The following is a 21,729-nucleotide window of genomic DNA, read 5'->3' as shown; positions in this document are numbered from 1 at the left end:
CCGTACGGTCACCGACTTTGGAGTTGCCTTGGCGATCACCACCGCCCCGGGTACCACCAGACCGGGTCGTCCCGCCCGGCCGTACCCGGCACCGCCACGGCCCAGCAGCGGCCTCGGCCGGAAGATCCGGGACAACCTCACCGGGCACGCGTTCCTGATCGGCGCGGTCGCCTGCTTCGCCGTCTTCTCCTGGTACCCGATGATCCGCGGCGTCGTGATGAGCTTCCAGCGCACCCGACGGGGCGAGACCACCTGGGTCGGCTGGGACAACTACCTGCGGATCCTCGACGACCCGAGCTTCTGGCCCGCCTGGAAGAACACCATCTACTTCACGGTGCTGGCGCTCGTCCTCGGCTACGCGGTGCCGTTCTTCGTGGCGATCCTGCTCAACGAGTTCCGGCACGCCAAGGGGTACCTGCGGATCCTGGTCTACCTGCCGGTGATGCTGCCGCCGGCCTCGGCACTCTTCCTCTTCAAGTACTACGCCTACGACCCCAGCGAGGCCGGGCTCTTCAACGCGGTCCTCAGGGCGCTGCACCTGCCGACCTCGGAGTGGATGCAGTCGCCGGAGATGACGATGCCGGCGATGGTGATCGCCTCCACCTGGATGAACATGGGCAGCGCGGTGCTGATCTATCTGGCGGCGTTGCAGAACATCCCCGGCGAACTCTACGAGGCCGCCGAGCTGGACGGCGCCGGGATCTGGCGGCGGATCGTCAACGTCACCGTCCCGCAGACCCGGCTGATCCTCCTGCTGCTGGCGATGCTCCAGATCGTCGCCACCATGCAGCTCTTCATCGAGCCGCTGATCCTCGCCAACGGGGCGGGCGCGGAGGACTCGGCGACCTCGGTGGCGTACCTGATCTACCAGCACGGGTTCTTCCAGAACGACCTCAACGGCGCGGCGGCGCTCGGCGTGATCATGCTCGTGGTACTGGCCGGCTTCTCCGCCGTCTACGCCCGACTGACCGCGAAACAGGACTAGGACAGGCGAGACATGGCACAGGACTCCGGCACCCGGACCCTCATCTCCCCCGCCCAGCTCCGCCGGGGACGCGGCAGGATCGTCTACTGGACGCTGCTCACCGTCGTGGTGGTGGTGTTCACGCTGGTCTTCCTCGGTCCGCTCTACTGGATGGTCACCGGAGCGCTAAAGTCCGGCCAGGAGATCGCCCAGACCCCGCCGACACTCTTCCCGCGCGACCCGCAGCCGCAGAACTACGTCGACGCGTGGAACAACCTGGACCTGGCGAAGCTGCTCTTCAACACGTTCTACTACGCGGCCGGGGCGCTGCTGTTCCAGCTCGTCCTGGACACCGCGGCGGCGTACTCGCTGTCGAAGCTGCGGCCGGTCTTCGGCAACGCGATCCTCGGCCTGATGCTGGCGACGCTGATGATCCCGGCGATGGTCCTGATCGTTCCGCAGTACGTGACCGTGATCGACCTGCCGATCCTGCACATCAACCTGCTCGACTCGCCGTTCGCGATCTGGCTGCCCCTGGTCGCGAACGCCTTCAACATCTTCCTGCTGAAGCGCTTCTTCGACTCGATCCCCGAGGAGCTGATGGCGGCGGCCCTGATGGACGGTGCGACGCCGCTGCGGACGCTCTGGTCGATCATCCTGCCGATGTCGCGCCCCATCCTCGGGGTGGTCTCCATCTTCGCCGTGACGGCGGTCTGGAAGGACTTCCTCTGGCCGAAGCTGGTGATGCCGTCGCCGGAGACCCGTACGGTCAGCGTCGGCATCTACGCCTTCTCCGGCGGTACCCCGATGAACGTCGTGATCGCCGCCTCGGTGATCGCGGCGATCCCGACCGTGGTCATCTTCCTGATCTTCCAGCGCAACATCATGTCCGGCCTGACCACCGGCAGCATCAAAGGCTGACCAGGGGCAGCATCAGGGGACAGCCAGCCGCTCCGCCACCCCGCGCCCGGTCCGGGGTGGCGCCCCGGGTGCCACCACCGGAGTGCCGGTCGAGGTCACCAGGGCCCGGGCGGCGACCGCCGCCCGGCGTCGGCGCGGCACCACGGCCCGGCCGGCGAAGACGTCGTACCCGGCGGCGACCACCTCGTCGAGGATTCCGCCGTAGAGCAGGTAGGCGGTGCGGATGCAGGACTGCGAGGCCGGGGCGAGCAGCGTCACCCCGGGCGCCGCGGCGACGTAATGCCGCCGGGCTCGGCTCACCTCGTACTCGATCAGTTGCCGGATCCGGGGTGTGGCCCGCCCCCGCCGCGCCGCCGCGACCAGGTCGGCCGGGGTGACCCCGAACCTCGCCAGGTCCTCGGCCGGCAGGTAGACCCGGCCCCGCTCCAGGTCCTCGGCGACGTCGCGGATGAAGTTGGTGAGCTGGAAGGCGAAGCCGAGCTGCCGGGCCGGCTCCCGGGCGGCGGCCGGGTCGGCGCTGCCCAGGATCGGCAGCATCATCGTGCCGATCGCCGCCGCCGAACCCGCCATGTATTCGAGCAGGTCGGCGTAGCGGGGATAGCTGGTCACGGTCAGGTCCATCGCCATGCTGCGCAGGAACGCCGCGAAGTCCGCCCGGTCGAGGTCGAAGACCGCGATGGTGTGCAGCACGGCCGGCAGCAGCGGATCGGTCACCGGCTCGCCCCGCAGCCCGGCGAGGAACCGGTCCGACCAGTCGGCGAGCCGGGCGCTCCGGACCGGGGTCGGGAGTTCCTCGGTCCGGTCCACGATCTCGTCGGCGTACCGGGTGAAGCCGTAGAGCGCGTGCACGTGCCGCCGTTTCCAGGCGGGCAGCAGCCTGGTCGCGAGATAGTAGGTCCGGCCGTGCCGTTTGTGCAGCTCACGGCAGCGCTCATAGGACCCGCCGAGACTGGTGTCCACCGACCCTCCAGGAGTATCGACGCATCAATCGACGCAACTCGTATGCCTCAGGGTACGCTCGACCGACTCCGGCTGCTCGGGATCGCGGCCCGGCCAGGCGCCAACAAGGGATCTTTCAGCTACAAAATCGGCAGAAGGATGCCTCCGGCGACCTGAGGCGCAGGATGATGGTCGATCCAGGAGGTGATCGGGTGCGAACCGTGAGTGGACGGACCGACCGGGTGGTGGTGGTCGGCGCCGGGCTCGGCGGCCTCGCCTGCGCCCTGCACCTGGCCGGCGCCGGCCGCCAGGTCACCGTGCTGGAGCGCGAGGCCGTGCCGGGCGGACGGGCCGGCCGGCTCACTGTCGACGGATACGAGTTCGACACCGGGCCGACCGTGCTGACCATGCCCGACCTGATCGCCGAGGCGCTCGGCGCGGTCGGCGAGGAGCTGCACGACTGGCTCGACCTCGTCCCGCTCGACCCGGCGTACCGGGCGCACTATCCGGACGGGTCCACCCTGGACGTCCTCACCGACACCGCACGGATGGCCGGGGAGATCGCCCGGGTCTGCGGCCCCCGGGAGGCCGACGGCTACCTGCGGTTCGTCGACTATGCCCGCCGGCTCTGGCAGCTCGAACGCGCGGACTTCATCGACCGCAACCTGGACCGCCCGACCGACCTGCTCACCGCCAACCTGGTCCGGCTGGTCGCCGCCGGTGCGTTCCGGCGACTGCAAACCAAGATCGACCAGTTCTTCGCCGACCCGCGTACCCGGCGGATCTTCTCCTTCCAGGCCATGTACGCCGGCCTCGCCCCACACGACGCGCTCGCCATCTACACGGTGATCTCCTACCTCGACTCGGTCGCCGGGGTGTACTTCCCGCGCGGCGGCATCCACGCCGTCTCCCGGGCCCTGGCCGGCGCCGCCGAAAAGCACGGCGTGCAGATCCGCTACGGCAGCACGGTCGACCGGGTGGAGACCTCGGCCGGCCGGGCCACCGGGGTACACACCGCCGACGGCTCGTTCGTCCCCGCCGACGTGGTGGTACTCAACCCGGACCTGCCGGTGGCATACCGTGACCTGCTGCCCGACGGGGCGGCACCGCGCCGGCTGCGCTACTCGCCCTCCTGCGTCGTGCTGCACGTCGGCGCCCGGCAGGGCTACCGGGGCATCGCCCACCACAACATCCACTTCGGGCGGGCCTGGCGGCGCACCTTCGACGAGGTGATCCGGCGCGGCGAGCTGATGTCGGACCCGTCGCTGCTGGTCACCAACCCGAGCCGGACCGACCCGTCGACGGCACCGGCCGACCGGCACGGCTACTACGTGCTCGCCCCGGTGCCGAACCTCGACCGGGGCGCCGGGCTGGACTGGCGGGGCGACCTGCCGCAGCGGTACGCCGACGACCTGCTGGTCACCCTGGAACGCCGGGGCTACGTCGGGCTGGCCGAGAGCGTCGAGGTGCTCCGGATCGTCACCCCGGCCGACTGGGCCGACGCGGGGATGGCCGCCGGTACGCCGTTCGCGGCCGCGCACAGCCTGTGGCAGACCGGCCCGTTCCGCCCCGGCAACCTGCACCGCGACCTGCCGAACGTGGTGTTCGTGGGCTCCGGCACACAGCCCGGGGTGGGCGTGCCTATGGTGATGATCTCCGGGAAGCTCGCCGCCGCCCGGGTGACTGGAGGTGGCCAATGACAGCCGACCGCGACACGTCGGGCCGGGGCGAGGGCGCGCAGCGGCCGGAGTACGGCGGGGAGCGGGACCGCCCGACCGACCGGGAACGGCACCTGGTGGAGCTGGTCGACGAGGCCGGCGCCCCGCTCGGTGCCCGTACCGTCGACGAGGCGCACCGGTCGCCGGGCCAGCTCCACCGGGCCTTCTCCGTACTGCTGGTCGACCGGGCCGGGCGGATCCTGCTCCAGCAGCGGGCCGCCGCCAAGACCCGGTTCCCGCTGCGCTGGGCCAACACCTGCTGCGGGCACCCGGAGCCCGGCCAGTCGCTCGGCACCGCCGCCGGCCGGCGACTGCGCGAGGAACTCGGCATCGAGGCGGTACCGCTGACCGAGATCGGGGTCTACCTCTACCGGGCCGAGGACCCCGGCAGCGGCCGGGTCGAGTACGAGTACGACCACGTGCTCCGGGGCGACTTCGACGCCGACCGGGCGGTGCTGCCCGACCCGGACGAGGTGGCCGACCTGCGCTGGGTACACCCCGACGAGCTGCGGGCCGGGCTCGACGCCGACCCGGAGGCGTACGCGCCGTGGCTGGCTGGGGTGCTCAGCCGGCTGACCGGCCCGGCGCAGTCGCCTCCCCCCGATGCACCGTCCGGGCCACCGCGCCGGTCGGGCAACCGCGGCCGGTGGGAGCAGGTCCCTGCCCCCACGGGTCAGGAGGAGAACCCGGCGGAGCGGTCGGGTGGCCGATGACGCGCTGAGCGCCGGTGCTGTCGCGCGGCGGCTCGGCATCGCCGTCACCACCCTGCGGAGCTGGCACCGGCGATACGGACTGGGCCCGAGCCGGCACGTCCCGGGGCAGCACCGGCGGTACAGCGTCGAGGACCTCGACCGGCTGGACGTGATGCGCCGGCTGACCGCCGAGGGGATCGCCCCGGCCGAGGCGGCGCACTGGGCGCGCTGGGGCACCGTACCCGGGAAGCAGCCGGACCGGGCGGTGCCGGTGGCGCGGGCCGGTGGCGGCACGGTGATCGCGGTGGGCCGGTCCGGGCCGGCGGCCCGGGGCCTGGCGCGGGCGGCGATGCGACTCGACCCGCTGGCGATGCGTGCCGGCATCAGCTCGGCGATCGAGGCCGACGGCGTCGTCGCCGCCTGGGAGCGGGTACTCCGGCCGGTGCTGGCCGGCATCGGTGACCGGCACGCCGCCAGCGCGGCGTTCGTCGAGGTGGAGCACCTGCTCTCCCGCTGTGTGTCGGAGGCGCTGGCCGCGGTGCCCCGACCGCCGGCCGGCGCGTCGCCACCCCGGATCCTGCTCTCCTGCGCCGACGAGGAGCAGCACAGCCTGCCGCTGGAGGCGCTCGCCGCCGCGCTCGCCGAGGCGGGGGTGCACTGCCGGCTGCTCGGCGCGCGGGTGCCGGTGACGGCCCTGGTCGAGGCCGTGGCCCGGACCGCCCCGCAGGCCGTGGTGGTCTGGTCACAGCGACCGGCGACCGGCGACCCGGCCCAGCTCGACGCGGTGCGGGCCGGCGCCTGGCCGCCGCCGCTGCTGGCCGCGGCCGGGCCCGGCTGGCCGTCCGAGCTGCTGCCTTCCGGGGTACGCAGGCCGGCGACGTTGGCCGAGGCGGTGGCGATGCTACGGGACGTACCCGGATCTTCAGGGCGCTGACCCGGCTACCGAGCATTCGGGACATCGCCACCGTACGCACTCCGCTAACGTGGGGCAGCCGTAACCCGAAATCCCCTCGGGAGCCGCCCGATGACCCGACGTACGGCGCTCGCCGCCGGCCTCGTCCTGCTGGTGCTGCTGTCCACCGGATGCGCGAACCAGCAGCCGGCGCCGGCCAGGTCACCGCTGCCCTATCCGCCGATTCCCCAGGTGACCGCGACGGCGACCCCCGCACCGACCCAGCCGCCGGCCAAACCGAGCCGGAAGAAGCCGGCCCCCAGAGGCACCGTCGGCCCGCTGAACACCCAGCGGCTGACCGGGGTACGCGGGGTCGCGCTGACCTTCGACGACGGGCCGCATCCACAGTGGACGCCGAAGGTGCTCGACCAGCTCCGCAGGGCCGGGGTCCGGGCCACCTTCTGCGTGGTGGGAGTGAAGGTCCGCAAGTATCCGGCGCTGGTACGGCGGATCGTGCGCGAGGGCCACACGCTCTGCAACCACAGCTGGCAGCACGACCTGAAGCTGGGCACCCGGAGCGCGGCGCAGATCCGGGCCGACCTGCGCCGGACCAACCAGGAGATCCAGCGGGCGGTGCCCGGGGTCAAGGTGCGGCACTACCGGCAACCGGGCGGCAAGTGGACCCCGGCCGTCGTCGGAGTGTCCCGGGCCCTCGGCATGAAGCCGCTGCACTGGGACGTCGACCCGGTGGACTGGGACGACACCAGCACCTCGGAGATCAGCCGGCGGGTGGCCCAGCAGGCCCGGCCCGGCTCGATCGTGCTGCTGCACGACGGTGGCGGTGATCGAAGTCGCACCCTCGGCGCCTGTCCCCAGGTGATCAGCTCGCTGAAGCGGAAGTACGGGATAACCCGGCTGAGGTGAGGTGGTTTAGGGGACTTTGTCCGATGGGCAATACCGGTTTGGTCGGGCGGCTGGCCATCACGTATGCTTTCGGAGCCTCCGGCGGGGCCGGATGGGAGCACAGCCGCTGAAGTTGTCATGTGCAATGATGGCGGGGCCGCCCTCATCGTCTAGCGGCCCAGGACGCCGCCCTTTCAAGGCGGTAGCACGGGTTCGAATCCCGTTGGGGGCACGACCCCGGTCTCGGCCGGGGACAGCAGTAAGAGCAAGGTCCTGTGGAGCAGTTGGAGTGCTCGCCGCCCTGTCAAGGCGGAGGTCGCGGGTTCAAGTCCCGTCAGGACCGCCAGCGCCGCTCGCCGCGCGTCCAACGCGCGGCGGTCTGCGTTTCGGCCCGGATGATCGGGACGGCAGCGGGTAGGCCGGACCGGTAACATGTGCCGAGTAACCCGGCCAGGTAGCTCAGTTGGTACGAGCGTCCGACTGAAAATCGGAAGGTCGGCGGTTCGACCCCGCCCCTGGCCACATAGCCTTTCGCCGGGCTATCAGAGCGGCCCCCACCAGCGGAAACGCCGGACGGGGGCCGCTCTATTTTCGCACCGGGTGACCGCCGCCGGTGAGGGGATCGCGTAGCGTTTGGCCGGCCCGAGCAGGCCGGACGCTACCCGCTACCCGGATCAGTCGCTGGGTGCGGCGCGGCGGCGGAGCCGGGTGAGGTCGTTGGCGAGCAGGGCGAAGAGCGCGAGCAGGGCGGCGAGGCCGGTACTGACCAGGATGGCGAAGCCGCGCTCGGCACCGTCCGGCGCCAGCACGATGCCGAGTACCGCCGCGACGGCCGCGACCAGCACCATCCCGAACCGGCCCATCCGGGCCAGCAGCACCGCCCGGGCCAGCCGGGCCGGATCGGGGGACCCGGTGCCGGGGCCACGGCGGGCGTACCAGGCGGCGGTGGCGATGGTGCCGGCGCCGAGCATGCCGGCCAGCCCGACAACCGCCCAGGGCAGCCCGATCCGGTCGACCCCGGAGCGGCCCGCCGCCAGGCCCGCGCGGGCGACCAGGGCCGACACCAGCACCGCCAACAGGTACGACAACGCGATCACGAGCAGTCGACGCCGTGCTGCACGCCCGTCGATGCGGGTCACGGTGGGATCGTCGGGCATGTGGAACTCCTTCCCGCACCGCCGTCGCCCCCGGCGCGGACCGGATCGGCCGCGCGAACAGCGTTTCCGGTCGATGCTAGTGCCGGGGAGCCAGCACCGGCCTCGACACCCATTGATGATCTACCGCTCGGCGCAGGGATCGACCGCCCGCCGATGCAAAGCTGCACAGCTCAGCAGCAGCCGGTATGGTCCCGGCGTATGGGACAGGAGACTACGAACGCCTCCGACATCCAGCAGGACACAGGCACCTACTCCGTGCGCAGCAGCCTCCGTGTCCCGGGCCCGGCAGACCGGGCCTTCGCTGCTTTCACGGAGGGTCTCGCCGACTGGTGGGTGAAGGAATACACCTGGTCGGGCCCGCAGAAGCTGGCCAAGCTCGGCATCGAGCCCGGTAGCGGCGGGATGCTGTACGAGATCGGTCCGCACGGGTTCCGCTCCGACTGGGGCCGGGTGCTGGACTGGCAGCCGCCCCGCCGCCTGGTCTTCAACTGGCAGATCGGTCCGGACCGGGCACCTGTGCCCGACCCGGACCAGGCCAGTGTGGTGGAGGTGCGGTTCGCGCCGCAGGCCGACGGGACCACCCTGGTCGAGGTGGAACACCGGGACTTCGACCGGCACGGCGAGGCCGCCGAGGGCTACCGCGAGGCGCTCACCGCCGGCTGGCACGAGCTGCTCTCCCGGTACGCGAGCGCGGTCGGGAACGCCGCCGAGCAGGATTGACGACTCCGCAGCCGACGGCTGTCGGTCACCCGGATCCCGGCGGGCTCGACTTCGACGTCACCCCGGCCGACTGGATCCGCTCCAGATAGGCCCCGGCGCCGGTCAGCCAGGTTTCCACGTCCACCAGGTTGAGTGCGGCGGCCCGGGATTCGCCTGCCGCCAGCACATCCCGTACCCGGGTGTCGAAGTTCTCCGGGGGCGGCGGTGCGCAGACCCGCCGGCCGAGCCGGCCCGCGGCCAACTGCTCGGCCAGGTCGGCGTAGCCGCGCCGGAGCCGACCGGCGAGGTCGTCGAGCGGGGCGGCGGCGTCCTCCACCCGGGTCAGCCGGGCGTGCGCGCCACGGCGCAGCCGGGACACCGCGCCGAGCTGCAGGTGCTGGCCGGCGGCGAGCGCGGCCTGCCAGTTGACCGGCGGCAGCCGGGGGTCGTCCCGCTCCAGCTGGTACTGCAGGAACGACGCCTCGGCGAGAATCCACGCCTGCCGGGCCGCACCGAGCGCATCCTGCCGGGACGGCCGGCCCGCCAGGGTCCGGGTGACCTCCTCGGCCGCGGCGGCGCTGACCGCCAGATACCGGGCGATGGAGCGGCGCAGTTCCCCGCTGCCGCCCTTCGGCCAGATCAGCAGGCCGGCCAGTACCCCGACCACCGAGCCGATCGCGACGTCCAGCAGCCGCACCCCGGCGATCTGTAGGTTCGCCGGACCGGCCTGGGCGAAGACCATCACGAACAGCACGGTGAAGAGCGACTGCCCCCAGAGCTGCGGCAGCAGCGGCCCGATCGTGAAGGTCAGCACCATCGCCACCGGCAGGGCCGCCAGCAGCAGCTCCGGGACCTCGCCCGCGCCGTACAGCAGCAGGCTGCCGACGGCGGCGCCGAGCAGGGTACCCAGCAGCACCGGGCGCAGCGCGCTGCGGGTGTCGACGGCCGAGGTCCGGATCAGGGTGAGGATCGCCAGCAGTACCCAGAACCCGTGGTTGAGGTGCAGGAAGCCGGCGACCACCCGGGCGGCGGCCAGGGCGAGGGAGACCCGTACCGCCCCTTGCAGGTAGACCGAGCGGGTCGTCAGGTGGAACCGGAACTGCTGCCAGTAGAGCGCGAACGGCGAACGGTGGGCGTACCAGAAATCGTCCAGGCCCGGCCCGCCGGGCGACCGGGCCGGCGGGCGCAACCCGACGGCGATCCGGGCCGCGACGCCGAACCCGTAGACCTCGGCGGCGACCCGCAGGCTGACCGCCTCCCTGCGCAGTTGTGCCGGGCCGGCGGCGTCGGTCGGCGGCGCCGGTACGGTCGGCGGCCGGTCGTAGAGGTCCTTGATCCGGGCCTCCAGTTCGGTCAACCGGATGATCTCGACCGCCCCTGCCCCGCCGCACAGCGTCCGGGCGGCCGCGTGCAGCACCTCCGCCGACTGCCGCAGCAACCCGGCCAGCTCGTCGTCGCTGAGGTCGCCGAGTTCGTCGGCGATCCGGTCCAGGTGGTGGAGGAGTTGGCGCAGCAGCCGGTCGCCGTGCCGAAGCGCCCGGTCGCGCGGCCCGGCCGATGCCGGCCGTTGGGTCGGCGGGATCCGGGCCAGCCACACCCCGTCCATCGCCCGCTCGGACGCCTCCTGCCGCCGGGATATCTCGGCCCGGTCGACCGGCACCCCGGCGGGCAGCCCGGCCAGCAGGTCGAGGCACCGGTACACCGAGTGGGCCGCCTCGCCGAGGCGCTGCCGGTAGCCGGGCGGTGTCGGATCGGGCCAGAGCACCAGCTCGGCGGTGATCAGCAGAGCCACCCCGAGCGTCACCCCGCCGAGCCGGGACGGCAGGGTGTCCGGTTGGTACGGCGGGAACGACGCCGCGATGTAGAAGAGTTGCAATCCGGTGGCGAGGCCGAGGATCCGTGGCCCGCCCACTCCGGCGAACGGGATGACGAAGCCGACCACCAGCATGCCGGCCGCCGCGACCCAGGTGTTGACGGCGAGGAACGTCCCGACGGTGACCAGGAGCCAGGCGACCGGCAGTGCGGCGAGCAGGGTACGGGCCCGCTGGGTGGGACCGCCGGGCACCTGGGAGATGAAGCCGGTCGCGATCGCCCCGAAGAGGGTGTAGAGCCCGAGCAGCGGGTTGCCGAGCCCGTACGTGCCGCCGAAGAGTCCGGCGGCGGCGACCAGTGCGAGCCGGGCGCCCCGGCGGAGCACCCGGTACTCCGGGTCCCGCCGGCGCAGCCACTGCACGACGCCGATCCTGGTCATGGGTGCCCTCTGCCGCCGCTCGGGGCCGGGCCGCCGAGCGGGGCGCGGCGGAGGTCAGGGCAGCGGCGTCTCGCGGCCCCCGTGGCCGCCCGCCCTCACCCTCTCACCTCCGTCGGCGCCCCGCCGACGCTTTCCGACGTCCGACGGTCGGGCTGGTCGGGACGGTCAGGCGGACGAGAGCGGGGTGGACCGGCCGGGGTTGAGTCCGGTGCCGCCGAGGTCGGCCCGCCGACCCGCCGCCGCGCCCTGCTCCAGACCGCCGCCTAGCAGCCGGCGCGGTGCGGCCGTACGCAGTCGTGGGTAGGCCTCGGCGAGGCGCCGGTCGACCCGGTTCGACCGGTCGGCGAGGACCAGGGCCATCGAGGGGGCACCGGACGGGGCTGCGGAGGCGGCGGCCGCCTCGGCCCGGCGCAACCGCCCGGCGACCGCCGCGGCGAAGCCGGCCAGCCAGGACCGGCGGAACGCGGCCGGATGGTCGCCAGGGGGTACCGGTGCGACCGAGATGCCGTGCGCGGCCTGCACCAGCAGCGAGGTGAAGAGCACCTCCACCCGTTCCAGGTCGCTGGCGAAGCCGAACAGGTGCATGACGAACCCGCTGTCGCCGCGTCGGCGTACCGACCGGCAGCGCAGCGCGTCGGCGACCCCGGCCAGCAGACCCACCTTGTCCAGGGCGTACGGGGCGGGGATGTCGACGATCCGGTCACCGACCGGATCGGTGCCCGGGTCGCGGGCGGCGAGCAACGCCCGGTCGACTCCGTACCGCGCGATCAGTTCGGTCGCCTTGGCGTTGAACGCCTCGGCCTCGGCCGGCGTGCAGGCCGGGTCCTCCGCCTTGGCCAGCAACTTGCGGATTTTGCTGAGCATCGCGTCGGACATGCACCAGAGCTATCACACCGGCCGGGCGGGTGCCCCCTGGACAAACCGGCCGAGGAGCATGCAAAGATGGACGTCGATGAAGGCTTTATCCGGCACGGTGCCGCAGCGTTGCGACGGCCGACCCGGCGAGGGTGAGCAGGCAGTCCGGCAGTTGCCCGTCGGCGAGGGCGGCACCGAAGAGCGCGGCTCCCGTGTCGCCGTCGGCGTTCGCGTACGCGCTGACGAACCGGGCCACCCAGCGCGCGTCGTAACCCGCCTCGTCGATGCCGGGGAAGTCGAGGGTCCACGCGCCCCGGGGCACACCGTCGCCGACCATGGTGGCGGCGAGGCACCAGGCCACCTCGTAGGCACCGGCGACACCGGACCGGTCGACCACCGCGTCGAACGTGCCGACCACGCCGTCGCTGTCACCGGCCAACGCGGAGGTGAGCACCGCGGTGGCGTCATCCAGCGTCTCCTGCGGAACGTCCGTCACGTGCGGAAGGGTATGCCGCCAGGTCAAGCAGCGTCTGACAAACGGCATGAATGCTGCTTAACCAGGATGATAGTGCTCCTCGATCGGCAATTGGCGGTCGACCGCGGGCGCGCGCCGGAACGAGGCGCGCTAATCTGCGCAACGGATCTCCGGGGAGGAAGGACACCCCATGCTCGTATTCCGCGGCACCCGCCGCGCCGCCCTGTCCGCCGCGGCCTGTGCGGCACTGCTGCTTGCTGGCTGCGGTTCGGACGGCGACGGCGAGGCCGGGCAGGCCGAGCAGACCCAGCCGACCCAGGTCCGGCTGTACGGCACGGACGGCAACATGCAGAACTCCTTCAAGGCGGAGTTCGACCAGCAGACCGGTCTGCTCAAGGGCATGAAGGGCACCACGCCGCTCACCCCGCTCTCCGAGGACTTCAAGAACCGGCTGTTGCGGAAGGACCCCAAGCTTTCCGACTTCCTCTACGCCGCCGAGTCCTACGACGCCGTCGCGATCAGCGCGATCGCGGCGCAGCTCGCCGGCTCCACCGACCCGGCCGAGATCGCCAAGCAGATCGTCGGGGTCACCACCGGGGGTGAACGCTGCGACTCGATCGCGGCCTGCCTGCAACTCGCCCGGAACGGCACCGATGTCGCCTACCGGGGCGTCTCGCTGAACCGGGGCGGCTTCACCGACATCGGCGAGCCCTCCACGGCGAGCTACGCCACCCTGCACTTCGGCAGCGACGATCAGCTCGACAACGGCAAGACCGAATTCCTCGGCGCCGGTGACGAGTCCACGGCCAGCGCCAAGAAGCCGCCACCCGGCAAGAAGCAGACGAAGGCGGTCGAGCAGCGCAGCGGTGCGCCGCTGAAGCTCGGCGGACTGCTGCCACGCACCGGCGACCTGGCGCTGGCCTACCCGCCGATGGCGGCGGCCGCGACGCTGGCTATCGACGAGGTCAACACCGCCGACGGCGTACTCGGCGAGCCGGTGGTCTGGGTCGACGGCGACGACGGCACCGACCCGGCCGTCGCGAAGGCGACGGTCGCGCAGCACGTACGCGCCGGGGTGCACGTGATCATCGGAGCCGGTGGCTCCGGCATCTCCCGGGCGGTACTGCCGGACGTGATCGCCGCCGGGTTGGTGCTCTTCTCGCCGAGCAACACCGACGCCGGGCTCAGCACGGTGGACGACAAGGGGCTCTACTTCCGTACCGCCCCGTCGGACATCCTCCAGGGGCGGGCGCTCGCCGACATGATCCTGCGGGACGGGCCGAACCGGATCGCGCTGGTCGCCCGGCAGGACTCGTACGGCGAGGGCCTCCAGGGCAACGTCCGGGCCGAACTGGAGCGGGCCGGGCACGGCTCGGACCAGGTGCGGCTCTTCAACTACGAGGTGAAGCCCGGGCCCGACGCGCCGCCGGTGGACTTCGCCAAGGGCGCCCAGGAGATCAAGCAGTTCGGCGCCGACGCGATTCTGGTGATCGGATACGGCGAGTCGGCGAGGGTCATCGAGGCGCTCGCCGCCGCCGGGGTGAGCATCCAACAGCAGTAGCCCGCCCCGAGCGGCGCCGCCCCGGGTTCCGCCCGGCAGACCGCCGGAGTGGCACACTTCCGGGAGTCGCCGGGTGGGCTCGTCGCCCTAGCGTTACCCCTGTGCCCGACGGTCCCGTCGGGCACAGGGAAACCGGGGAGGTACGAGATGAGCTACGACGGCGACCCCAGCGCACTGGATGACGCCCTTCCGGAGCACGAACTGCCCGGCGTCGACGACCAGCAGGGTTTCGGCCCGGCGGTGGAGCTCACCCCGGACCCGCTCTCCTCGGACCCGCTGGCGCCCGACCGGCCGGAGATCGGCGACGAGCCTCCGCCGGTCACCTCCGTCGTCACGCACTACGCGGGCGGCATCACCGAGGTCGCCACCGACCTCGACGGCGACGGCTACGCCGAGTTGCTCGAGTTCGACGTCAACGGCGACCGGGTGGCCGACGTGCGCTACCAGGACACCGACTGGGACGGCCGGCTGGACAGCGTCGAGCGGGACTCCGACCTGGACGGTCGGGTCGACCAGGTGCTGGAGGACAACGACGGGGACGGCCGGGTCGACTCGGTGGTCACCGACACGAACCGGGACGGCGCGGTGGACCGGGTGGTGGCGGACGCCGACTTCGACGGGCGGCCGGACACCTGGATGACCGACAGCGACTTCGACGGGCGGCCGGACGAGATCCGGGTCGACTCCGACGAGGATGGTCGGGCCGATCGGCTGATGGTGGACACCGACCACGACGGCACCGTCGACCAGGTCAACTACCAGGACCGGCAGACCAACCCGTACGTCACGAACTGATCGCGCGGTTCGCCCGGCGGCGCGTACCGCGCGGGCGGCGCCGCGCCCGATCCGCCCGGCTTGGCCACCTCTGCCCTGGTCGACCCGGGTGTTGCCGCACCCCGATCGGCATGTTCGGGGGCCCATGGGGGTAGTGCGAGGTGGCACAGTGCGGTAGTCGTGTCGGGGAGGTTCGAGGTTCTCGTGGGTGTCCGGGCGGCACGCGGACCGAGGGTTCCGGCGTGGCCAGAAACTTCAAGCTGACGGAAGGGCAACAGATGAGCGAGTCGCAGGAGACCGTCGACACCCGCGGTGACGAACGGATCGAACTGCTCCGGGCGGACGCCAACCAGGACGGCAAGACCGACGTCTGGGTGGTCGACACCGACGGCGACGGCAAGCCGGACCTCTTCCAGTTCGACACCGACGGTGACGGCAAGGTCGACATCACGATGGTCGACGCCGACGAGGACGGCAAGCCGGACGAGGTGGTGGACGGGGACGGCGGGCACCCACCGCTCGCCTGACCGGCGGCAGACCGACAGACAGCGGCCGTGGGGGGGGGGCGGGGCGGGCCCCCCCCCCCCCCCCCCCCCCCCCCCCCCCCCGGGGGCACCCCCAACACCCGGGGGGGGGGGGGGGGCGCGCGGGGTTTCCCCCCCCCGGGGCCCCCCCCCCCCGGGCCTTCGGGTACCCGTCCGGCCGGCGGACGCGGCTTCGTGCCCCCGGGCCGGCGGCGGCGCACAACGACTCGATCTCAGTTCAGTCATGATCAGGTTACGAAGTCGCCCCCGGTGACAAATCACTGCCCCGCACGCCAACCTTTCGCTCCCCCTCGGGCGCTTCGCAGCCAGGAGGGGCGGCGACCGACGCCGCCCTCCTCGCCCATGGGGGAGAAGCAGAACGATGAGGCTGGTGTTTCGGCGTGCCCGGGGGGCGAAGAGTCTGCTCCTGGCGGCTACCGGGGCGACCCTGATCGCCACCGCCCTGCTCACCGGGCTCGCCGGCTACAGCCGGGAGGTGGTCGACTCCGGCACCGAGCGCGCCGTCGCGTCCGCCTCCCAGGAGGAGCGGTCGATCCTGGTACGCGGCACCGCCGGCAGTACGCCGGAGAGCCTCGCCGAGCGGGACACGGCGGTACGGTCCCGGTTCGCCGACGGCTTCGGCGGAGCACCCGCCGGGATCTCCGGTGCGGGGTACGCCGCCGGACGGCAGCTCGCCGGCCGCACCGGGAACGCCGTACCCGACGCCCAGGGCCTGGTCTTCGCCCGGGTGGTGTTCCTCGACGACCTCCCCGGGCACGCCCTGCTGACCGACGGCACCTGGCCGAGCGCGGGCCGGCGGCCGGTGCAGACCGCGCTCGCCGAGCCGGTCGCCAAGATCCTCGGAGCACGGGTCGGCGACCGGATCCCGATCACCGACCGGGTCACCGACCGGGTCACCGAGGTGACCGTCACCGGCATCTGGAAGCCGCGCGACGCCCGGGACCCGTACTGGCGGCTCGTGCCCGAGGTGACCGACGGGGTCGCCACCGGGTCCGCCACGTACGGGCCGCTGGTCGTCGACCGGGCCGACTTCCTCGCACACTTCATCGCCAACGCCTCCGCCGGCTGGCTGGTCGAACCCGACCTGTCCGGCGCGACCATGAACTCGCTGGGCCGGCTCGGCGAGGCCGCCGACCGGACCACCGCCAGCCTGCCCGCCGAGACCGGACTCGGCAGCTCCGGACTGGTCACCACCCAGCTCGGCGAACTCGTGCAGCGGCTGGACCGGGCCGGGCTGGTCGGCCGGTCGGCCCTGGTCACCCCGATGCTGCTGGTGGTGGTCCTCGGCGGGTACGCGCTGCTGCTGGTCGCGCTCCTCCTCACCGAACAGCGCCGGGGCGAGGCGGCGCTGCTCCGGGCCCGGGGCGCCGGCCGGGGCCAGTTGGCCGGACTGGCCGCCCGGGAGGCGTTGCTGGTCGTCCTGCCGGCCGCCGTGATCTCACCCGTGCTCGCCACCGAGCTGGTCCGGCTGGCCGACCGTACCCCGATGTTGGCCGCCGCCGCGCTGCACCTGAGCCCCCGGCTCGACACCCGGACCTGGCTGATCGCCGGGCTGGCCGCGCTCGGCTGCGCGCTGGCGATGCTCGGCCCGGCGCTGCGTCGCGCCGGCAGCTACGTCGGCGAGATGGCGAGCCGGTCGCGGCCGAGCCGGCGGACGATCGCGCAGCGGGCCGGGCTGGACGTCGCACTGGTCGCACTGGCGGTGCTGGGCTGGCTGCAACTGCGGCAGTACTCCTCCCCGCTCGCCGGTGCCCGCCCGGACGGCACCCTCGGGATCGACCCGCTGCTCGCCGCCACCCCGACGGTGGGAGTCCTGGCCGGTGCGGTACTCGCGCTGCGCGGCCTGCCCCCGATGGCCAGGCTTGCCGAGCGGTGGGTCGACCGCCGGTCCTGGACCGGCACCATGCTCGGGATGTGGCAGGCCGGCCGCCGGCCGCACGCCGGGCCGGTCCTGCTGCTCGCCCTGGCGGTGGCGGTCGGCACCCTCGCCTGGTGCCTGGCCGCCACCTCGGAGCGGTCCCTGACCGACCAGGCCGACCACCAGGTCGGCGCCGACCTGCGGCTGGTCGAGTCGTCCGGGGTCGCGCCGCCGGCCCGGGCCGACCAGCTCGCCGAGCTGCCCGGTGCCGAGCTGGTCCTGCCGGCCTGGCGGGACACGCCCCGGCTCGGCACCGACGCCCTGCCGGCCGGGATGGTCGCGCTGGACGTCGCCGAGGCCGACCGGGTCGTCCGGCTCCGGGGCGACCTGGTCGACGGCGGCACCACCGGACTCTTCACCGGGATGACCGACGCCCGGCTGACCGCCCCGGTCGTGGCGCTTCCGCCGCAGACCCGCCGGCTGACCGGTCAGATCACCACCACCGGCACCGGCGGCTCCGCCCGCGTCCCGGTCCGGACCGCGGCGGTACTCACCGCGCCGCACGGCGGGCACCTCCGGATCCCGCTCGGCGCGAGCTACGACGACACGCCGCTGCGGTTCAGCGTGGAGCTGCCGGCCGGCGGCGACGGGCCGCCGACACTGGCCGGCTTCGCGGTGGACACCCTCGGACCTCCCGGGTACGTCGTCGACTGGCAGCTCACCGACCTGCGCGCCGTCCCGGCCGGCGGCGACGGGACCGCCGTGCCGCTCGCCGACGGGCGGCAGTGGCAGGCGGTGCAACGCTCCGGCAAGACCGAACCCGCGACGGCGGGACCGCGCGGGCTGACCGCCCAGCACCAGGCGTCCCCGTCGGGGGGCTGGGCGGGCGTCAGCTCGTCGGTCTCGTTCGCCGTGACCGTCGCGCCCAAGCCGGGGCAGGTGCCGGTGGTGGCCACCCCGGAGGCGCTGGCGGCACTGCGGCTGGGCGTCGGCGAGCAGACCGTACTGGTGCTCAGCGGCGGAGCCGTCGACGTACGGATCACGGGTACGGTCGCCGCGCTGCCCGGCGTACCGGAGCCGGCCGCGCTCCTGGTCGACCTGCCGTCGCTGGGTACGGCGCTCTTCCACCAGCGGGGCGTCACCTCCGCACCCGAGGAGTGGTGGCTGGCCACCCGCCCCGACCAGCACGCCGAGGCGGCCCGGGCGGCGGCCGGGCTCGGCGGGCTCCAGGTCGCCGACCGGGTGGAGGTGGCCAGCCGCTCGGCCGAGGACCCGTACGGCGTCGGCGCCCGGGCCGCCCTCTTCGCCGCCGCGCTCGGCGCCATCCTGCTCGCGGCGGTCGGCATCACCGTGGACGTCCGGGCCACCGCCCGACGCCGGGTCACCGAGCTGGCCGTGCTGCACACCCTGGGCGCCGGTCCCCGGCTGCTGGCCCGGTCGCTCCTGGTCGAGCAGGCGTTCCTGGCCGGCATCGGCGTGCTGGTCGGGTTGGCGGTGGGCATCGGCGTGGCCGCCACGATGGCCCCGCTGGTCATCCTCACCCCGTCGGCACAGCGGCCGGTGCCGGTGCCGGTGCTGGACGTCGCCTGGCTGCCGGCCGCCGGGACCGCCGCCGTACTGCTGCTGCTCGCGATGGCGCTGAGCGGGTTGACCGCCGCCACCATGCGGCAACGGCTGGCCGCGGCCCAGCTCCGGATCGGGGAGGACCGGTGAGCACGGGACCGGTGGAGAGCAGTTCGGGACCGGTGGAGGGACGGGACACTGTGCGGGACGCACCGGTGACGAAGCGGGCCGGAGGGCGACTGCCGGGGCCGCTGCGGCGAGCCCGGATCTTCGCCGGTTATCTGGGGCTGCTCGGCGTACTCGGGCTGGTGGCCGCGCTGCTGGTCACCGGGGCGCCCCGGCTGGCGAACGAGTTCGCCGACGACGGGATGCGGCACGACGTACGCGAGCTGCCGTACCAGGTCCGGGACCTGACCTTCAGCGCGTCGTTCAACCCCACCGAGGGCCCGCCCGCCGGCGTGGCGGCAGGCTGGCTCGACCGGTTCCGGAAGCGGTTGCCCGGACCGCTGCCCACGCTGGTCGGCCAGCAGTGGTTCGCCGGGCGGATCGGCCCGAAGGACCTGAGCGTGGCCGGCGACGCGCCGTCGCTGCGCGGGACCTGCCGGCCGGAGCTGCAACTGCGCGGCCAGGCCGACGTCGAACGGGAGCTGCGGGTCGTCGAGGGACGCTGGCCGGCCTCCCCGAACGGGGTCGAGGCGGCGCTGTCCCGGGAGGCCGCCGACCTCCTCGGGCTGCGGGTCGGCACCCTCGTCGTGCTGAGCGGCGGGGGCACGACGCAGGGTTCCGTCCCGGTCCGGATCGTCGGGCTGTACGACCCGATCGACCCGGCCGCGCCGGCCTGGGATGAGATCCGGATCGCCGAGGTGCCCTGCCCGGACCCGACCGCCGGCACCACGCACCGGGTGACGCTGCTGACCGACCTGGATGGGATCACCGCCGCCGGCCAGGTGCTCGGAATCGGCTACGAGTGGCGGTACCGGGTCGACGAGGAGCGGATGACCACCGCCGACATTCCGGAGATGCTGACCGCGGTCGCGACGACCCGGCGTACGCCGCCGGAACTCGGGCTGGTGCTGGCGACCGGCCTGGACAACAGCCTGGACAGGTACGACGGTCAGCTCCGCGCGGTGCGGGCGCTGCTCGCCGTGGTGCAGGCCGGCATCCTGGCCACCCTGCTCGGGCTGGTCGCCCTGGCCGCCGGGCTGGCGGTGCAGCGCCGCCGGGAGGAGTTCACCCTGCTCCGGGCCCGAGGGGCGACCGCCGTGGAGATCGGTGCCCGTACCCTGCGGGAGACCGTCGCCGTGCTGCCGGTCGCGGTACTCGCCGGCTGGCTGCTCGGCCGGTTGGCGCCGGGTCGCCCCGCCGGAACCGAACCGCTCGGGGTCGCGCTGGTGGTTGTCGGCACCACCCTGGCCATCCCGCTGCTGGCGACGCTCGGCCAGCGCCGGGCGAGCTTCGTGGGCCGCCGACGGGACCTGGTGCGTCACCGCCCGTCGGCCCGCCGGCTGACCGCCGAACTCTTCGTCCTGCTGCTCGCGGTGCTCGGCGTGGTGCTGCTGCGCCGACGCGGGCTGAGCCAGGACAGCGGGGTCGATCCGTACCTGGTGTCGGTGCCGGTGCTGCTGGCCGTGGCCGCCGCCCTGGTGGCGCTGCGGTTGGTGCCGTGGCCGCTGCGCCAGCTTGGCCGGCTCGCCGCCCGGGCCCGTACGGTGGTGCCGTTCGTCGGCCTGGCCCGGGCCGGCCGGGGCGCGCCGGTGACCGTCGGACCGCTGGCCGTGCTCGTCGTCGCGATCGCCACCGGGGTCTTCACCAGCGTGGTGACCAGCACCGTCGCGCAGGCCCGGGACCGGGTCACCGACCAGGAGGTCGGTGCCGACGCCCGGCTCGTCGGTTCCTACTCCGACCAGGGCACCGCCGACCGGCTCGGCGCGCTGCCCGGGGTGGCCGCGGTCAGTCCGCTGGCGGTCGAGGTGGGCCAGCCGCTGCGCTCGCCCACCCCGGACAAGCTCGGCGGGCGTGATCTCGGCCAGACCCAGGTGTTGGTGGTGGACGGTCCGTCGCTGGCCCGGGTGCTGGCGGCGAGCGGCGTCGACGTGAGCGTGCCGGCCGCACTGACCGCGCCGGGGCGGATCGACGGCCCGGTACCGGCGCTGGTCTCGCCGGAGGTGGCCGAGGCGGTCGGTGCCGGTGCGGTCACCGAGGTGCAGGGCCGCCGGTACGAGTTCCGGGTCGACCGGGTGGCGTCCGGCTTCCCGGGACTGGCGGCCGACGTACGCCGGTTCGTGGTGTTGCCCTGGCAGGCGCTGCCGGTGCCGGAGTTCCAGCCGATCCGGTCGAACCAGTTCCTGGTGGCCGGGGAGGGTTTCTCGGTCGCCGAGCTGACCACGACGGTCGACACCGCCCAGCGGGAGTACCTGGCGAAGGTGCTGGCGCAGCCGGTCGAGCGGGTACGCCCGCAGACGGCGGTCACCGTCACCACCTGGGCGGAGCACCGGCAGGCGCTGGAGCGCAGCGGCGTCAACCGGCTACTCAGCTTCACCTTCGGCACCGGGGTGGCCGGGGCGACCGCGTTGGCGTTGCTGGCGGTCGGCTTCGCGGTACTCGCCGAGGCGCCGGGCCGGGGCCGGATGCTGTCCCGGCTGCGCACCATGGGGCTCTCTGGGCGGCAGGGCCGGGGACTGCTCGTCTACGAACTGGTGCCGCTGATCGGCGTCGCGGTACTGGCCGGTGGGCTGGTCGGGGTGGCGCTGCCCCGGCTGCTCGGGCCGGCGTTGGGGCTCGCCGGGTTCACCGGCGGCGTGCCGGCCCGGATCCACCTGGATCCGCTGCTGGTGGTCGGCGTACTGCTGCTGGTCGTGGTGGCGCTGGTCGCCGCCCTCGGTGTCGAGAATCTGGTCAACCGGCGGATGCGCCTCGGCGAGGTGCTCCGTCTCGGAGAGGAGAACTGATGGCCCGGAGAGGG

The 21,729-nt window shown here is 73.5% G+C and carries 17 protein-coding genes and 3 tRNA genes; 15 read left to right on the top strand and 5 right to left on the bottom strand.

The window, feature by feature from the left end; genetic code table 11:
- The first annotated feature begins 28 nt into the window (after nt 1–28).
- The gene (locus V1634_RS24465; RefSeq protein WP_331210217.1) at nt 29–985 is read left to right on the top strand and encodes a carbohydrate ABC transporter permease; all 957 of its coding nucleotides are present in this window, start codon (nt 29–31) and stop codon (nt 983–985) included.
- Nucleotides 986–997: 12 nt separating this feature from the next.
- Nucleotides 998–1,885, top strand: a complete 888-nt coding sequence (locus tag V1634_RS24460; RefSeq protein WP_331210216.1) for a carbohydrate ABC transporter permease — start codon at nt 998–1,000, stop codon at nt 1,883–1,885.
- Nucleotides 1,886–1,897: 12 nt separating this feature from the next.
- Here V1634_RS24460 and V1634_RS24455 read toward each other — a convergent pair whose 3' ends face one another.
- Nucleotides 1,898–2,845 carry a phytoene/squalene synthase family protein gene (locus V1634_RS24455; protein WP_331210215.1) on the bottom strand — a complete coding sequence of 316 codons (948 nt, stop codon included), beginning with the start codon at nt 2,843–2,845 and terminating at the stop codon, nt 1,898–1,900.
- A gap of 191 nt (nt 2,846–3,036) precedes the next feature.
- On the opposite strand from V1634_RS24455, the gene crtI reads away from it, so the two are divergent.
- The 7 genes from crtI (at nt 3,037) to V1634_RS24420 (ending at nt 7,551) form a co-directional block, all read left to right on the top strand.
- Nucleotides 3,037–4,524: a phytoene desaturase family protein gene (gene crtI, locus V1634_RS24450; protein ID WP_331210214.1), complete on the top strand. Its 1,488-nt coding sequence runs from the start codon at nt 3,037–3,039 to the stop codon at nt 4,522–4,524.
- Nucleotides 4,521–5,255 carry an isopentenyl-diphosphate Delta-isomerase gene (idi, locus tag V1634_RS24445; protein WP_331210213.1) on the top strand — a complete coding sequence of 245 codons (735 nt, stop codon included), beginning with the start codon at nt 4,521–4,523 and terminating at the stop codon, nt 5,253–5,255. The genes crtI and idi overlap by 4 nt, the downstream gene beginning before the upstream one ends.
- Nucleotides 5,245–6,168: a MerR family transcriptional regulator gene (locus tag V1634_RS24440; RefSeq protein ID WP_331210212.1), complete on the top strand. Its 924-nt coding sequence runs from the start codon at nt 5,245–5,247 to the stop codon at nt 6,166–6,168. The genes idi and V1634_RS24440 overlap by 11 nt, the downstream gene beginning before the upstream one ends.
- Before the next feature lie 90 nt (nt 6,169–6,258).
- Complete coding sequence (locus V1634_RS24435; RefSeq protein WP_331210211.1) at nt 6,259–7,050, top strand: polysaccharide deacetylase family protein; 792 nt, start codon at nt 6,259–6,261, stop codon at nt 7,048–7,050.
- Nucleotides 7,051–7,188: 138 nt separating this feature from the next.
- Nucleotides 7,189–7,261: transfer RNA gene (locus tag V1634_RS24430), tRNA-Glu, on the top strand.
- A gap of 37 nt (nt 7,262–7,298) precedes the next feature.
- Nucleotides 7,299–7,375 (top strand) — tRNA-Asp (locus tag V1634_RS24425).
- 102 nt (nt 7,376–7,477) lie between these two features.
- Nucleotides 7,478–7,551 (top strand) — tRNA-Phe (locus V1634_RS24420).
- Between the two features lie 152 nt (nt 7,552–7,703).
- On the opposite strand, the gene V1634_RS24415 is transcribed toward V1634_RS24420, so the two are convergent.
- Nucleotides 7,704–8,186, bottom strand: coding sequence for a hypothetical protein (locus V1634_RS24415; RefSeq protein ID WP_331210210.1), 483 nt, complete (start codon nt 8,184–8,186; stop codon nt 7,704–7,706).
- 198 nt (nt 8,187–8,384) lie between these two features.
- On the opposite strand from V1634_RS24415, the gene V1634_RS24410 reads away from it, so the two are divergent.
- Nucleotides 8,385–8,906 (top strand): SRPBCC family protein, encoded by a 522-nt coding sequence (locus V1634_RS24410; RefSeq protein ID WP_331210209.1) that lies wholly within the window; start codon nt 8,385–8,387, stop codon nt 8,904–8,906.
- A 25-nt stretch (nt 8,907–8,931) separates the two neighbouring features.
- Here the strand turns inward: V1634_RS24410 and V1634_RS24405 are convergent, their stop codons facing one another.
- The 3 genes from V1634_RS24405 to V1634_RS24395 all read right to left on the bottom strand — a co-directional run bounded on the left by V1634_RS24405 (nt 8,932) and on the right by V1634_RS24395 (nt 12,487).
- Nucleotides 8,932–11,136, bottom strand: coding sequence for an FUSC family protein (locus tag V1634_RS24405; protein WP_331210208.1), 2,205 nt, complete (start codon nt 11,134–11,136; stop codon nt 8,932–8,934).
- A 165-nt stretch (nt 11,137–11,301) separates the two neighbouring features.
- Nucleotides 11,302–12,012 carry a DUF2786 domain-containing protein gene (locus V1634_RS24400; RefSeq protein WP_331210207.1) on the bottom strand — a complete coding sequence of 237 codons (711 nt, stop codon included), beginning with the start codon at nt 12,010–12,012 and terminating at the stop codon, nt 11,302–11,304.
- Nucleotides 12,013–12,097: 85 nt separating this feature from the next.
- Nucleotides 12,098–12,487: a hypothetical protein gene (locus V1634_RS24395; protein ID WP_331210206.1), complete on the bottom strand. Its 390-nt coding sequence runs from the start codon at nt 12,485–12,487 to the stop codon at nt 12,098–12,100.
- 169 nt (nt 12,488–12,656) lie between these two features.
- Here V1634_RS24395 and V1634_RS24390 point away from each other — a divergent pair, with 169 nt between their 5' ends.
- From V1634_RS24390 to V1634_RS24370, 5 genes are all read left to right on the top strand, one after another.
- Entirely contained in the window at nt 12,657–14,027 is a 1,371-nt protein-coding gene (locus tag V1634_RS24390; protein ID WP_331210205.1) for an ABC transporter substrate-binding protein, read from the top strand.
- A gap of 147 nt (nt 14,028–14,174) precedes the next feature.
- Entirely contained in the window at nt 14,175–14,822 is a 648-nt protein-coding gene (locus V1634_RS24385) for a hypothetical protein (RefSeq protein ID WP_331210204.1), read from the top strand.
- Between the two features lie 257 nt (nt 14,823–15,079).
- Nucleotides 15,080–15,328: a hypothetical protein gene (locus tag V1634_RS24380; protein ID WP_331210280.1), complete on the top strand. Its 249-nt coding sequence runs from the start codon at nt 15,080–15,082 to the stop codon at nt 15,326–15,328.
- A 379-nt stretch (nt 15,329–15,707) separates the two neighbouring features.
- Complete coding sequence (locus tag V1634_RS24375; RefSeq protein WP_331210203.1) at nt 15,708–18,917, top strand: FtsX-like permease family protein; 3,210 nt, start codon at nt 15,708–15,710, stop codon at nt 18,915–18,917.
- Nucleotides 18,914–21,715: an FtsX-like permease family protein gene (locus V1634_RS24370; protein ID WP_331210202.1), complete on the top strand. Its 2,802-nt coding sequence runs from the start codon at nt 18,914–18,916 to the stop codon at nt 21,713–21,715. The genes V1634_RS24375 and V1634_RS24370 overlap by 4 nt, the downstream gene beginning before the upstream one ends.
- Nucleotides 21,716–21,729: the final 14 nt, after the last annotated feature.

Origin of the sequence: Plantactinospora veratri (genome assembly GCF_036421995.1) — a bacterium.
GTDB classification, from domain to species: Bacteria; Actinomycetota; Actinomycetes; order Mycobacteriales; family Micromonosporaceae; genus Plantactinospora; species Plantactinospora veratri.
This window is presented reverse-complemented; position numbering and strand designations above follow the sequence as displayed.